Source organism: Nonomuraea wenchangensis (genome assembly GCF_900111685.1).
GTDB classification, from domain to species: domain Bacteria; phylum Actinomycetota; class Actinomycetes; order Streptosporangiales; family Streptosporangiaceae; genus Nonomuraea; species Nonomuraea wenchangensis.
Genome location: NZ_FOHX01000021.1, coordinates 120,950 through 134,420, shown reverse-complemented (window position 1 = coordinate 134,420; position 13,471 = coordinate 120,950). Strand labels below are relative to the sequence as shown.

General features: G+C 74.4%; 9 protein-coding genes. 5 read left to right on the top strand and 4 right to left on the bottom strand.

Translation table 11 applies throughout. The features are described 5' to 3' along the window. Positions 1-42 precede the first annotated feature (42 nt). Together BMW85_RS41615 and BMW85_RS41610 are read left to right on the top strand one after the other, a co-directional pair. Positions 43-1,326: a hypothetical protein gene (locus BMW85_RS41615; RefSeq protein WP_091092771.1), complete on the top strand. Its 1,284-nt coding sequence runs from the start codon at positions 43-45 to the stop codon at positions 1,324-1,326. A 96-nt stretch (positions 1,327-1,422) separates the two neighbouring features. Next, on the top strand, positions 1,423-1,755 hold the full coding sequence (locus BMW85_RS41610) for a hypothetical protein (RefSeq protein WP_091092770.1): 333 nt from the start codon (positions 1,423-1,425) through the stop codon (positions 1,753-1,755). Between the two features lie 42 nt (positions 1,756-1,797). Here BMW85_RS41610 and BMW85_RS41605 read toward each other — a convergent pair whose 3' ends face one another. After that, positions 1,798-2,847 (bottom strand): alpha/beta hydrolase, encoded by a 1,050-nt coding sequence (locus BMW85_RS41605; protein ID WP_091092769.1) that lies wholly within the window; start codon positions 2,845-2,847, stop codon positions 1,798-1,800. Positions 2,848-3,083: 236 nt separating this feature from the next. Between BMW85_RS41605 and BMW85_RS41600 the strand changes: the two genes are divergently transcribed. Both BMW85_RS41600 and ccrA read left to right on the top strand, forming a co-directional pair. Then, on the top strand, positions 3,084-8,663 hold the full coding sequence (locus BMW85_RS41600) for a type I polyketide synthase (RefSeq protein WP_091092767.1): 5,580 nt from the start codon (positions 3,084-3,086) through the stop codon (positions 8,661-8,663). Further along, positions 8,660-9,973: a crotonyl-CoA carboxylase/reductase gene (gene ccrA, locus BMW85_RS41595; RefSeq protein WP_091092766.1), complete on the top strand. Its 1,314-nt coding sequence runs from the start codon at positions 8,660-8,662 to the stop codon at positions 9,971-9,973. Before BMW85_RS41600 ends, ccrA begins: the two co-directional genes overlap by 4 nt. Here the strand turns inward: ccrA and BMW85_RS41590 are convergent. The 3 genes from BMW85_RS41590 to BMW85_RS41580 form a co-directional block, all read right to left on the bottom strand. After that, positions 9,948-11,201: a PucR family transcriptional regulator gene (locus BMW85_RS41590; protein WP_245775371.1), complete on the bottom strand. Its 1,254-nt coding sequence runs from the start codon at positions 11,199-11,201 to the stop codon at positions 9,948-9,950. The genes ccrA and BMW85_RS41590 overlap by 26 nt on opposite strands. Before the next feature lie 92 nt (positions 11,202-11,293). Continuing rightward, a complete protein-coding gene (locus BMW85_RS41585) occupies positions 11,294-11,494 on the bottom strand; it encodes an EF-hand domain-containing protein (protein ID WP_091092764.1) in 201 nt (66 codons plus the stop codon). 93 nt (positions 11,495-11,587) lie between these two features. Further along, the gene (locus tag BMW85_RS41580) at positions 11,588-12,706 is read right to left on the bottom strand and encodes an FAD-dependent oxidoreductase (RefSeq protein WP_091092762.1); all 1,119 of its coding nucleotides are present in this window, start codon (positions 12,704-12,706) and stop codon (positions 11,588-11,590) included. 53 nt (positions 12,707-12,759) lie between these two features. Here BMW85_RS41580 and BMW85_RS41575 point away from each other — a divergent pair, with 53 nt between their 5' ends. Next, positions 12,760-13,455 (top strand): TetR/AcrR family transcriptional regulator, encoded by a 696-nt coding sequence (locus BMW85_RS41575; protein WP_091092761.1) that lies wholly within the window; start codon positions 12,760-12,762, stop codon positions 13,453-13,455. Positions 13,456-13,471 lie beyond the last annotated feature (16 nt).

Below are 13,471 nucleotides of genomic sequence, written 5' to 3'. Positions count from 1 at the left end.
ATGGTGCATATGGCCACGATCACCCCCAGGAAGTCAGGTGCCATGCGAAAGCGGCTGCGGCAGCTCCTCGTCCTCGGAATCACCTTGTCGTTCCTCGGGATCGGCCTCCCGGCCTGGTCGGCCGACGATCCGCGCAGCTGCAACGACCTGCTGGCAGCCGACACCCCCGCGTACGTCGTCTGCACCTGGATGGCCACCCCCGAGGAGGCCGCCGACATCGCCAGGTTCTGGCTGGGCAACGACGGCCAGAACATGATCGACTCCGGCCCGCAGGGCACCATCCGCGTCGACTGCAACGACCCCGCCAACGTGTGCTCCGTGGACCCCGACAGCGGCGACGGCGAGGCCCACGACGCGGGCGACCCGGACGTCGAGGGCGCCGAGGACGGCGGCACGCCCGAGTGCCAGAACGGCGAGCAGTGCTACACCGACGGCAGCCAGCTCAGCGCCGCCGAGAAGGCCGCCGCCAAGCAGACCGCCGCCGGTCAGGCCGCGACCGCGGCCACCCCGACCGGCCTGCGCCTCTGGATCGAGACCGAGCTGGCCGACGACTACAAGGCCGGCAAGCTGGACGAGGCCGTCAAGAAGGTCGCCGCGCTGGCCGCCACGCAGCCCGGCGTCGTCGGCATCCGCTTCACCTCGCAGCTCGGCTTCAACCAGACGTTCGACAGCGCCGACGAGATCGACAAGTTCGTCGCCACGGCCGCCACCGCGCTGCGCGCCGCCGTGCCGGGCCGCAAGCTGTCGGTGCACACCGTGGCGCCGGTGCTCGGCTGCGGCGCGAACGACGCCTGCAAGGCCGAGATGAGCAAGAAGTACCCGCTGCTCGACCCCGACCGCATCGGCGCCTGGCTGACGAAGGGCTACGCCGACCAGCTCGCCCTCGACAACGTGCTCCTCGCGAGCGGGTACGCCACCTGGAAGATCGACGCCGCCGAGGCCCAGCGCAACCAGTCCATCCAGATCCGCGGCCGGGCCTGGGACGCCTACGGCCAGATCGCCGTCGAGGACGCCACGATCACCTCGACGCTCACCGCCGAGCAGGTCACCAAGGCCCTCACCGAGCGCGTCGCCGCGCCGCTCCAGGAGGACGCCGCCGAGACCGTCACCCTGTGGACCCGCTGGGTGAACCCCGAGCAGCAGACCGTCCGCGTCTACGGCGACAAGTGGGCCGCGACCCCCGCCTGGGAGCAGCTCGGGAAGCTCGGCTCGCTCCGCGCCCGCCTGGCCACCTTCTACGACCCGGCCCACCCCGAGATCGACCTCGCCACCGACCTGAAGCGGCTGTCCGAGGTGTTCGGCCAGGTCTACCTGCACGTCGCCTGAGCCGCCTCGCCCACGGCAGTCGTTGCCCGGACGGGGCCGGCGTGAGAGTTTCGGTAACCAACGGGGGTTGACCATCTCACGCAAGGGGGCTCCGCCATGACGGAGGACTTCGCCGAACTGCCCGCGCCGCAGTCCGTGCGGCTGATCGACTTCGAAGAGGCGCGGGTGGTGCCGGGGATCGTGCCGGACACGTTCATCCTGGTCGTCAACGGCACCAAGCCGTACCTGACCATGCACGTCGAGCTGTCGCCGCTCGTGTACGTCCGGCAGCCCGACTACTGGGGGATCGAGGTCGTCGGCCGGCTGCGTGGCATCGGGCTGCCCGCGACCGCGCCCTACTCGGTGTCGCTGCCGCTCGACGGCATCCTCGGCGCCAAGGGGATCGAGGTGATCGGGGCGGGCAACCGCAAGACGTTCGACGTCCCGTAGGCGGAGGACACGGCGGGCCGGGGAACACGGTGGCCCGCCGCGTCATCCCCGCCGCAGCCCCAGAGCGCGCACGATCATCGGGTACGACCTCTTGAACTCGCGCGTCCAGTACGGCCAGGTGTGCGTGCCGTCCCCGTACAGGTGCAGGGTGTGCCGGATGCCGAGCCTCTTCAGCCGCTCGCTCAGCGCCCGCGCCGTGTAGGCGGAGATCGGTTCGCCCAGGTGGGCCGGGTTCCAGGCGGCGCCGGGCAGATCCAGCGGGCCGTTCAGCGACGTGCTGCCGCTGGAGATGTAGAGGGACGTGCCGCGCAGGCCGGCGGCGAGCGCCAAGGGGTCGTTGGCGGCCCACACCTTCGCGTCGCGCTTCGGGTCGCCCCACAGCGCGAGCGGTTCCTGTTTCTCGCTCGCCTGCGCGTTCATGATGACCGCCGGGATGCCCGGCAGCCGGGTGGCCATGATCCCGCTGTACGCGCCCGCGAAGCGGAACATGCCGGGGTTGGCGGCGGCGTACTTGATCGCGCCGTACGCGCCCATCGACAGCCCGGCGACGGCCCGCCGCGTGCCGGCGCGGTAGCCGGACTCCAGCAGCCGCCGCACCTCCGAGGTGTGGAACGTCGCCCACTTCGGCGGCCCGCCCCGGCCCGCGTTGTGCCAGTCGGAGTAGTTGCCCGCCCGGCCCGCCTCCGGCATGACGACGATGGCGTCCAGGTTCGCGGTGTAGGTGGCCACGTCCGTCATCCGGGTCCACGAGGTGTAGTCGTCGGCGCCGCCATGCAGGAGGTAGAGCACCGGCCAGGTCCGCCCGGCCGTCCGCGACCAGCCCCGGGGCAGGAGCAGGCGGACCGGCGTGAGCTTCCCGACGGCCGGTGAGGAGACGAGCAGGTCCAGGGTGCGCGCGTCGAGCCGGCGCTCGGCGACCACACGGGCCGGGCCGGGCAGCGCCCGCTGGCCGGGGGCGTAGCCGCCGGTGGTGGGCTCGGCGCGCGGCGGCTCGCTCTCCTGGGCGAACGACCAGTCGGGGTCGGCGGAGGCGGGGGCCGCGCAGGAGAGCAGCAGCGCCGTCGCCGCCGCCAGTGCCGCCAGGGCACGCATGGGAGCCCTCCTTCGCTCCGGGTGCAGGCGAGGGTAGGCGTCGGCGCCGACACGGGGCTATGAGGCGGCGCAACGAAATCGGCCGCCCCTTGTGGCCTGTCGGACAAATCCGCCCGAGCTTGTCACCGGCGTGACAAAACACGACCGAGGAATGTTCCGTACGGTCGTGCCGCGCGTCCCGCGCTCCTCAGTAGGGTGGCCGATCACCCCGGCCCCGGCGCACTCGGGAGTGTTGCGTGGACGTACCCGATGAGAGCGAGATCCGGCGCTTCCTCGTCGAGCGGCTCGGCGGGCAGGTGGATCCCTCCCGGCCGCTGGAGGAGCACGGGCTGTCCTCGCGCGAGGCCGTCGCGGTGGCGGGCGAGCTGGGCGAGCTGCTGGGCCGCGAGCTGAGCCCGACGATCGTGTGGGAACACCCGACGATCGACCGGCTCGCCCGCGCGCTGTCCGCGCCGGAGGACACGCCCGAGGTCGGCGGGACGGCGGGGGAGCCGGTCGCGGTGATCGGCGTCGGCTGCCGCTTCCCCGGCGCGCACGGCCCCGAGGCGTACTGGAAGCTGCTCATCGACGGCCGGGACGCGGTCGGCGAGGTGCCGGAGGGGCGCTGGGAGGCGTTCGACGACGGCTCAGCGCGCACCCGCGAGGCGTTGGCCGGCGTCACCCGGCACGGCGGGTTCCTCGCCGACGTGGCGGGGTTCGACGCCGCGTTCTTCGGCATCTCGCCCGGCGAGGCCGCCGCCATGGACCCGCAGCAGCGGCTGCTCCTGGAGACCGCCTGGGAGGCGCTGGAGCACGCCGGGCACGCCCCGCGCACGCTCGCAGGCAGCCGCACCGGCGTGTACGCCGGACTCTCCGGCACCGAGTACGCCCACCTGACCGCCGCCGACCTCGCCGCCGTGGACGCCTGGACCGCCACCGGGGCCGCGCTCAGCATCGCCGCCAACCGGGTGTCGTACCTGCTGGACCTGCGCGGCCCCTCCCTGGCCGTGGACACCGCCTGCTCCTCCTCCCTCGTCGCCACCCACCTGGCCGTCACCGGCCTGCGCGCCGGCGAGTGCGACCTGGCGCTCGCCGCCGGGGTGAACCTCCTCCTGTCGCCGCTGGTCACCGTGGCCTTCGACCGGGGCGGCGGCACCGCGCCCGACGGGCGTTGCAAGGCGTTCGACGCCGCGGCGGACGGCATGGTGCGGGCCGAGGGCTGCGGCGTCGTGGTGCTCAAGCGGCTCGCGGACGCCGTACGTGACGGCGACCGGGTGCTCGCCGTGATCAGGGAGAGCGCCGTCGGCCAGGACGGCCGCTCCAACGGCCTGGTCGCACCCAACCCGGAGGCGCAGGAGTCGCTGCTGCGGCAGGTGTACGCCCGGCTCGGCCGCGGGCCGGACTACGTCGAGGCGCACGGCACCGGGACCCTGCTCGGCGACCCGATCGAGGCCAGGGCCATCGCCGCGGCCGTGCCGGGGCCGGTCCTGCTGGGCTCGGTCAAGACCAACCTCGGGCACCTGGAGGCGGCGGCGGGCGTCGCGGGGCTCATCAAGGCCGTACTCGCCCTGCACCACGGGGTGATCCCGCCCAGCCTGCACTTCCGCGCGCCGAACCCGCACATCCCGTGGGAACGGCTGCGCGTCGTCACCGCGCCGACGCCGTGGCCGCGCGGCGAGGGCGGCGATCCGGCGCGGGCGGGGGTGTCGGCGTTCGGCTTCGGCGGCACGAACGCCCACGTCGCCCTGGACGCCTTCCCCGCTCCTCACCTCGGAACCCCGGCCGACTGCGCCAAGCACGTCTTCCTGCTCACGGACGCGACCCCCCGGCGGGTCGAGCGCCACGCCCGCGTCCTCGCCTCCTGGCAGCCCACCGCCGACCTGGCGGACGTGGCCCACACCCTCGCCAGGCGGGCCGGACGCGGGCGGGTGGCGGCGGCCGTCGTGGCGGGCGACGCCGGGGAGCTGGCCGCCAGGCTGCGCGAGGTCCGGCCGGTCGGCCCCGTCGCCGCCGCCGAGGGGCCCGTCTGGGTGTTCAGCGGCTACAGCCCGCACCGGCCGTCCCTGGAGCTCTACGCCGCCGAACCCGCCTACCGCCGCACCCTCGACCTGCTGGCCCCCATGCTGCGGGACGAGGCCGGCATCGACGTCCACGACCCCGGCGCGGCCGGCGTGGCCACGCTCCAGCCGATCATCTTCGCCGCGCAGCTCGCGCTGGCCGAGACGTGGCGGGCCTACGGCTTCGAGCCCGCCGCCGTGATCGGCCACTCCATGGGCGAGGTGGCCGCCGCGGTGGTGGCGGGCGGGCTCGGCGTCGAGGACGGCGTACGGGTGATCTGCGCGCGGGCCCGGCTGCTCGGCGGGCTGGGCGGCGGCGGGGCCATGGCGGTCGTCGAGGCCGGAGCCGGGGAGGTGCCCGACGACCTGCACGTCGCCGTGTACGCCTCGCCGTGCCAGACCGTGGTGACGGGGGAGCCGGAGCGGGTGGCGGAGTTCGCGGCCTCGGTGGCGGCGCGGGGGCTGTTCGCGCGGACGCTGACGGCCGAGGGGGCGGGGCACTCGCCGCAGGTGCGGTCGCTGGTGCCGCTGCTGCGCGAGGAACTGCGCGGGATCGCGGGCGGCAAGCCTGACATCCCGTACTATTCGCCGGTCTTCGAGGATCCGCGCGAGGCGCCGACGTTCGAGGGCGCGTACTGGGCGGCCGGGCTGCGCCGTCCCGTACGGCTCATGCAGGCCGTACGGGCGGCGGCCGAGGACGGGCACACCCTCTTCACCGAGCTGGGGCCGCGCCCGCTGCTGTCCGGGGCGCTCCGCGACACCCTGCCCGCGACCGCCCGCGTCACCGAGGGGCCCTTCCACGACCAGCTCGCCGCCGTCGCCGTGGCCGTGCCGCCCCGGACGCGCGGGCGGCTCGCCGACGTGCCGCACTCGCCTTGGGAGCACGTACGGCACTGGGCCGAGCCGAAACGGCCGCCGGCCGGGCATCCGCTGCTCGGCGCGCACGTCGAGACGCCGTCCTGCCACTCGTGGACCACCACGCTCGACGACCTCGCCGAGGCTCCCTGGCGGCTGCCGCCGGAGGAATGGCACCGCGACGGCCACCCGGTGCTCACGCCCGCCGTACTGGCCCGCCTCGCCCGCGCTGCGGTCGCGGAGACTTCCGATGAGATGGGGCTCCGGCAGGTGACGGTGCACGCTCACCTCCCGCTTCCCGCCCGGGTGACGCTCACCCTCGCGGACGGGCGGGTCGAGCTCTCGGCGAAGAACGCCGCGGGCCGGTGGACCGTCCACGGCACCGCCGTCCTCGGCCCGGCCACCGGGCGGACCGAGACCGCCGATCTGCCCCCAGGGCCCGTCCCCGTCACGCTGGACGCCAAGCTCCTCACGCGGGCCTGGGTGAGCGTGCCGCCGCCGGAGGCAGACTCGCCGCGCGCCTGGCTCATCCTGGCCGATGAGGGGGATGCGCGGGCCGCCCGCCTCCGCGCCCTCCTGCCGGAGGGGCCGCCGGAGAGGGTCGTGGTACTGGTGCCGCCGGGGCTCGGGGTGGCGGGGGTGCGGCGGGTCATGCTCCGCGTGGCCGGGCTGGCTCGGCGCGGGGCGCGGATCGTGATCGCGACCGAGCGGGCCCAGTCCGTACGCGACGGCGACCTCGCCGACCCCGGCCCCGCCGCCCTCCGCGCCCTGGTACGGGTCCTCGCCCTGGAACACCCCGAGACCCGCGCCCGCCTCGTCGACCACGACGACCTCGACGCGCTGGCACGGGAGCTGTCCGGCGACGCCGAGGACGACGAGGTGGCCTGGCGCGCCGGCGTCCGCTACGCCGCCCGGCTCCGCCGCGTCACCCTCCCGTCCCTCCGCCGTCCCGGCCCCGTGGCCCGACCCGGCGCGTACGTCATCACCGGCGGTCACGGCCACCTCGGCCGCCTCACCGCCCGCCTGCTGCTCGACCGCGGCGCCACCCGCGTCGTCCTGAACAGCCGCACCCCCCACCCGGACGAAGGACCGGCCGTCAGGACGGTCACCGGCGACCTCGCCGCGCCGGGGACGGCCGAGCGGCTGGTGGCCGCCGCCACCGAGGGCGGGCTACGGCTGCGCGGCGTCGTGCACGCCGCCGGGGTGCTCGACGACCGCCTGATCGCCGACCTCGAACCGGACGGCCTCGCCCGCGTGTGGGCCGCCAAGGTCATCGGCGCCCAGCGGCTGCACGAGGCCACCAAGGACCTTGATCTCGACTGGTGGGTGGCGTTCTCGTCGGCGGCGTCCCTGCTCGGCTCGCCGGGCCAGGCGGCCTACGCCGCCGCGAACGCCTGGCTGGACGCCCTGTGCGAGCGCCGCCGCGCCGAGGGCCTGCCCGCTCTCGCCGTCAACTGGGGCCCCTGGGCGGGGACCGCCGCGCCCGCCACCCCGGCCGTCGAGCCCCTGACGGAGGACGAAGGGCTGGAGGCGCTGGAGGCCCTGCTGCAACACGACCTCCCGGCGGGGGTGGTCAAGCTCGACGCCGCGCGGGCGGTCGCGCTCTTCCCGTCCCTGGTCCGCGTCCCGTACTTCTCGGAGGTCGCCGAGGCTCCGGCCCCGGCGATCGAGGGTCCTGCGGACGTCTCCCGCAGGCTGCGGGAGCGGGCCGCCGCCGTGCTCGGGGTGGAGCCGTCCCTGCTGGGGGACGACGCCGTCCTCACGGACCTCGGTCTCGACTCGCTGGCCGCGACCCGGTTGCGGGGCATGATCGAGCACGACTTCGGCGTACGGGTGGCGGCGGCCCCGCTGCTCAACGGCGGCACGCTGGGCGCGCTGGCGCGGGCGGTCACCGAGAACCTGGGGCTCGCGCCCTCCCCCGTCGAGCCGAGGGACGCGGCCGAACGCCAGGTCACCCGCGTGCTCGCTGGCCTGCTCGGCCGCGAGCCCTCCGTCACCGAGCCGCTGCCCCCCGGCATCCTGCCCGAAGCCCTCGCCCTCCTCGGCCAGGAGTCCGCGCGGGAGGTCGTCACCCCAGCTGACCTGGCCGCGGCCATCAGGCGGGTGGACGAGGCCGAGGCGCGTCGTGGGGTCGTCCGGCCGCTGACCCGAGCCGGTTCCGGCCGCGCCCCGATCTTCCTCGCCCACCCGGCGGGCGGCACCACCGGCGTGTACGCCCTGCTCGCCGCCCGCCTCCCCGTCCCCGTCCTCGGGCTGGAACGCCTGGATCAACTGGACATTCAGGACCGCGCCGCCCGCTACGCCGAAGCCGTCCGCCGGGCCGCGGAGCCCCCGTACCGGCTGGGCGGGTGGTCGTTCGGCGGGATCCTGGCGTTCGAGATCGCGAGGCTGCTCGGCGAGGACGACGTCGAGCTGCTGGCCATGATCGACGCTGGTCTCCCCGACGAGGTCCAGGAGCCGGACCGCCGCCGCCTCGCCGCCCGCCGCTACGCGGCCTTCGCCGCCTACCTGACCAGGACGTACGGCACCCCGATCCCCCTGGACCGCGCGGAGCTGGAGGCGCTGGACGAGCCGGCCCAGCTCGCGCTCACCGAGGCCAGGATCGCCGAGTCAGGTGTGCTCGCCACGCTGCCGCCCGCGATCCTCCGCCACCAGCTCACCTCGCACGACGACACCCGGGCCATCGAGCGCTACCGCCCCGCCGGGCCTTACCACGGCCGCGCGGTCCTCTACCGCGCCACCGAGCCCGCCCCCTGGACCGTCGAGGACCCCCGGTACGCCCACGACAGCGACCCGGCGAGGGGTTTCGCCCCGTACGCGCCCCGGCTGGAGGTCGTCGAGATCCCCGGCTCGCACCACCTCAACCTGCTCGACCCGCCCCACGTCGAGGTCATCGCCGAGCACCTGAAGGGACTACTCCTGTGAAGACGACAGCACTCGCCGAGGCGGTGGTGGCCGGCGCCGAGCCGGCCGAGCTGGCGCGCCTGGACGTGCCCTCCGCCTACCGCGCCGCCCACCTGCGCAAGGACGAGGTCGGCAGTTTCGACCAGGACGACCAGGACAAGGACGTCCGCCGTACGCTGCACGTCGGCGAGGTGCCGATGCCGGAGCTGGCCGAGGACGAGGTGCTGGTCGCGGTCATGGCGAGCGCGATCAACTACAACACGGTGTGGTCGGCGATGTTCGAGCCGGTGCCGACGTTCGCGTTCCTGGAGCGGTTCGGGCGCAGCGACGCGCGGCACGACCTGCCGGTGCACGTGCTCGGCTCGGACGCGGCCGGCGTGATCGTGAGGACGGGCCGCGCGGTCCGCCGCTGGCGGGTGGGGGACCGGGTGGTGACCAGCCCGGCGTACGTGGACGGCGAGGACCCGGTCGTCCAGCACGACGGCATGCTGGCGGGTGACCTGCGGGCCTGGGGCTTCGAGACGAACTTCGGCGGCCTCGCCGACTTCGCCGTGGTCAAGTCCACCCAGCTGCTCGCCAAGCCCCGGCACCTGAGCTGGGAGGAGGCGGCCTGCAACATGTTGTGCGCCTCGACCGCGTACCGGATGCTGGTCGGGGAGCGCGGCGCGCGCATGAAGCAGGGCGACGTGGTGCTGCTGTGGGGGGCGACGGGCGGCCTCGGCGGCTACGGCGTGCAGCTCGTCAGGAACGGCGGCGGCATCCCGGTCGGCGTCGTCGGCACCCAGGAGAAGGCCGAGCTGCTGCGCCGCATGGGCTGCCCGTACGTCGTGGACCGTTCGCAGTTCGACGGCGGCCTGGCGGACGAGAAGGGCTGGCGGCGGCTCGGCGCGGAGATCAGGCGGCAGGTGGGGGAGGACCCGGCCATCGTCTTCGAGCACACGGGCAGGGAGACGTTCGGGGCGTCGGTGTACGTCGCCAAGCGCGGTGGCGCGGTCGTGACCTGCGGTTCCTCCAGCGGCTACGCCCACGAGTACGACAACAGGCACCTGTGGATGAAGCTCAAGCGCATCATCGGCTCCCACGGCGCGAACTACCAGGAGTGTCACGAGGTGAACCGGCTGATCGCGCTCGGCATGGTCCATCCCACGCTGTCGGCCGTCTACCCGCTGGAGGAGGCGGCGCAGGCGGCCCGCGCTGTCCAGCTCAACCAGCACGTCGGCAAGGTCGGCGTGCTCGCCCTCGCCCCGTCGGAGGACCTGGGGATCGAGGACCACGCGCTGCGCGCGCGGATCGGCGAGGACCGGCTCAGGCTCTTCCGCCGGCCCCTCTGAAGGTCCTGTTCACGGCCTGGCGGGCGCGGAGCGCGATCTCCAGCTCGAACCGGACGTCCGGGTCGGCGAGCTGGTCGCCGTACAGCTCTTCGAGCTGGCGTAACCGGTAACGCACGGTCTGGGGGTGTACGTGCAGGCGGGCCGCGACCTCGCCGGCGCCGCGGCCGTACCGCAGCCAGGCCAGCAGTGTCTCGGCCAGCCGGTCCTGCTGGGTGGGGCGCAGGTGCGCGAGGGGCGCGAGCCGCGTCTCCGCCAGGGCGTTGACCAGCTCCTCGTCCTTGAACACCACCAGCGTGGCCATGTGCTCCTCGCAGCGCGGCAGCCCGCGCGGCAGCACCCCGCGCCGCGACAGCTCCAGCGCCTCCCGCGCCCAGCGCAGGGACGTCGCCGCCGCGGCGAGCGGCACCGCGGGACCGATCGCGCCCCAGTAGCCGCGCAGCCCGTGCTCCAGCATCTGCGCCTGCCCCGGCCCGCTCGGGTCGGGCACCAGCAGGCACGGCGTGGTCCGCTCCAGCCCGGCGAGCACGTCGGGCGGCAACGCCGGCATCCGGTACGCCGCCCCGCGCCGCCCCTGCGCGGGCCCATGTGTGGGCCCGGGTGTGGGGACGCCGGGCGGGTCGTCGAGCGCCACGCAGGCGACCGTGCGCGGCAGCCGCCACCCGGCCGCCTTGGCCAGGTCGGCGATGGCGTCGGGGCTCGCGGCCGGCTGGCTGAGCAGCAGGTCCAGCAGCCGGCCGCGGCGCCGTTCGATCTCGCCGGCGGCCCGCGCCCTGGCCTCCTCGAACCCCTCGGCCGCGGCGTCGGCGAGCTGGTCGAGGTAGACGAAGATGGTCTCGCCCAGGTCGTACAGGCATTGGGGGGAGAGCCCGAGCGGGTCGGCGATCTCCGTGAGCCGCCGCCAGCCCACCCGCGCGCCGAGCCGGAGCGCGGTCTGGAGCGGCTCCAGGTTGCGCCCTTCCGCTGCCTCGCCCTTGCCGACCATGCGGAACGGCTCGGGGTCCCAGGCGGCGTCGGGGCTCTCGACGCGGTCGAGGAAACCCTCGATGGCCTGCTCGACCGCGGTGCGCAGGACCTTGATGTAGAGCTCATCCTCCCGCCTGGCGTACTCGGGGATGCGGTTCTGGATCTCCTCGATCACCTCTTCGGAGACCCGGCCGATGCCCGACCTGAGCGTCTTCACGAGGCCCGCGGGCGCCCGGCTTTCGCGTACGTCACTCTTGATGGCCATCGTCCCTCCTGTCGCCATTGTGACCCAGGCGACAGGAGTTTTGTAGCAAGTGCTTGGTTTTATCACATTCGGCTATACCGATGACGGACCGCTCAACGGCTGACGAAAGCGCCGAACTCCTCCACGTCGATGAGCCCGTCGCCGTCCTTGTCGAGCCTGCGCACGCCTTCTTGCGCCGCCTCCAGCGTCACCGGCTGGCCCATGATCTCCATGAGCCGGACGAGCTCCTCGGCCGAGATCCGGCCGTCCTTGTCGACGTCGATGAGATCGAAGGTGATCGCGTAGTCGCTCATATGGGGGGCCTTTCTGAGTTGTTGTCGCGTTCGCACCTTAGTGGCGCGGATCGCGGCCCGTCGATGGAACGCCATTCCCCCATGAACGCCGGCCTAACGGACCTGCTCGGGGCTCTGGAGCTCGTCGAAGAAGGCGACCGCGTCGGCCGGGTCGGGGCTGACGATGCGGTCGAGCCCGGCCGCGGTGAACGCCGCCCACCTGGCCGCCCGCGCCCCCATCCGCTCCTCGAAGGCGGCGACGGCCTCGTCCAGGCGGCCGGGTTCCGCGGCGAGGACGGTCTCGGCCAGCTCGGCCCCCTCCAGCAGCGCGAGGTTCGCGCCGGCCCCGAGCGGCGGCATCAGGTGGGCGGCGTCACCGAGCAGCGTCACCCCCGGGACGTGGGCCCAGGTGTGCGGCACGGGCAGGACGTGCAGTGCGCGGTGCGTGAAGACGTCGCCGTGCCTGAGCAGGTCGAGCAGCGGATCGGCCCAGCCGTCGAACAGGGCGAGCAACTCCTCCCGCGCGTCCTCCGGCTCCATCCGCCGCTCCAGCGGGGCGCGGAACTGGGCGTACACCTTGACGTGGCCGCCGCTGTTGCGCTGCGCCACGAGGGCCTTGTTCACCCCGTACACGGCCATGGAGCCGTCGCCGATCAGGCGCGCGAGGTCGGGATGGCGGGCATCGACGTCGTCCAGTGAGGTCTCGGCGTAGCGCACGCCGGTGTAGCGCGGGGTCGCGGGCGAGAGCGCCGGGCGCACCCGTGACCAGCCGCCGTCCGCGCCGACCACCAGGTCGTACGTCTCCTCGCCGCCGTCCGCCGTCCGCACCCGCACCGGGGAGCCGGCGGACGGCACGACCTCGGTCACGGTCCGGCCCCACTGGACGTCGAGCGGCCCGAGCAGCAGGTCGCGCAGGTCGCCGCGGTCGATCTCCGGATGCTGGGGGTCGCCGGGCCTGGGCGGCCAGTCGCGCAGCACGGTCCCGTCCTCGGCCAGGATGCGCATGGCCTGGCCCTCGGAGCGGGAGCGGGCCTGGAACCCGGCGAGCACCCCGGCTCTGTCGAGCGCCCACTGGCCCATGTCCTCGTGCAGGTCGAGGGTGCCGCCCGGGGGACGGGCGTGGGGGCCGGGGTCACGTTCGTAGACGGTGACGGGGTGGCCGTGGCGGTGCAGGACGCGGGCGAAGGCGAGGCCGCCGGGCCCCGCGCCGACGACGGCGATACGTTGTCTCATGTCGATACACTGTATTGATTAAATACGCTGTATCGCAATCGTACGATGTATTCATGACTGTGTGGGACCGGCCAGAGCCGCAGCCCCGGCCCGCGCCCGTGCCGCTCGACCGCGAGCGCATCGTCGCCGCCGCCGTCGAACTGGCCGACGAGGGCGGGCTGGAGGCGGTGTCGCTGCGCAAGGTCGCGGCCAGGCTCGACGCCGGCCCGATGCGGCTCTACGGCTACCTCGCCACCAAGGAAGAGCTGTTCGACCTCATGCTGGACGCGGTGTACGCCGAGATCCTGCCCCGGGAGGCCGAGGGGCAGGCCCGTGGCTGGCGCGAGACCCTGCGCGCCCACGCCCGCCGCACCCGGCAGGCCGCACTCCGGCACGAATGGCTGGCCGACCTGCTCGGCGGCCGGCCGAGCCTCGGCCCCAACGCCCTCGCCGCCGCCGAGGTCACGCTGGCGGCGTTCGACGGGCTCGCCGACGTGGACACCGTGGCGCGCGCCGTGGCGACCGTCAACGCCTACGTCACCGGCGCGATCAGGCGCGAGATCGCGAGCCTGCGGGCCGAGCGCGCCACCGGGCTGTCCGAGCACGACTGGCAGCGCGCCCACGGCCCCCACCTCACGAGGATGCTGGACACGGGCCGCTATCCGGCGCTGGCCAGGTTCGTGCACGAGGGCACGGAGACGGACGCGGGGACGTCCTTCGACCTGGAGCTCGACTGGGTGCTCGACGCCGTCGCCGCGAGAATCGCCTGAATCGGCAAAGCAGGGG

Bases quoted from the DNA above. Each gene is read 5' to 3' on its own strand.
- BMW85_RS41575 (WP_091092761.1), top strand. From the start codon at position 12,760: ATGACTGTGTGGGACCGGCCAGAGCCGCAGCCCCGGCCCGCGCCCGTG.
- BMW85_RS41610 (WP_091092770.1), top strand. From the start codon at position 1,423: ATGACGGAGGACTTCGCCGAACTGCCCGCGCCGCAGTCCGTGCGGCTG.
- BMW85_RS41590 (WP_245775371.1), bottom strand. From the start codon at position 11,201: ATGGCCATCAAGAGTGACGTACGCGAAAGCCGGGCGCCCGCGGGCCTC.
- BMW85_RS41580 (WP_091092762.1), bottom strand. From the start codon at position 12,706: ATGAGACAACGTATCGCCGTCGTCGGCGCGGGGCCCGGCGGCCTCGCC.
- BMW85_RS41615 (WP_091092771.1), top strand. From the start codon at position 43: ATGCGAAAGCGGCTGCGGCAGCTCCTCGTCCTCGGAATCACCTTGTCG.
- BMW85_RS41605 (WP_091092769.1), bottom strand. From the start codon at position 2,847: ATGCGTGCCCTGGCGGCACTGGCGGCGGCGACGGCGCTGCTGCTCTCC.
- BMW85_RS41585 (WP_091092764.1), bottom strand. From the start codon at position 11,494: ATGAGCGACTACGCGATCACCTTCGATCTCATCGACGTCGACAAGGAC.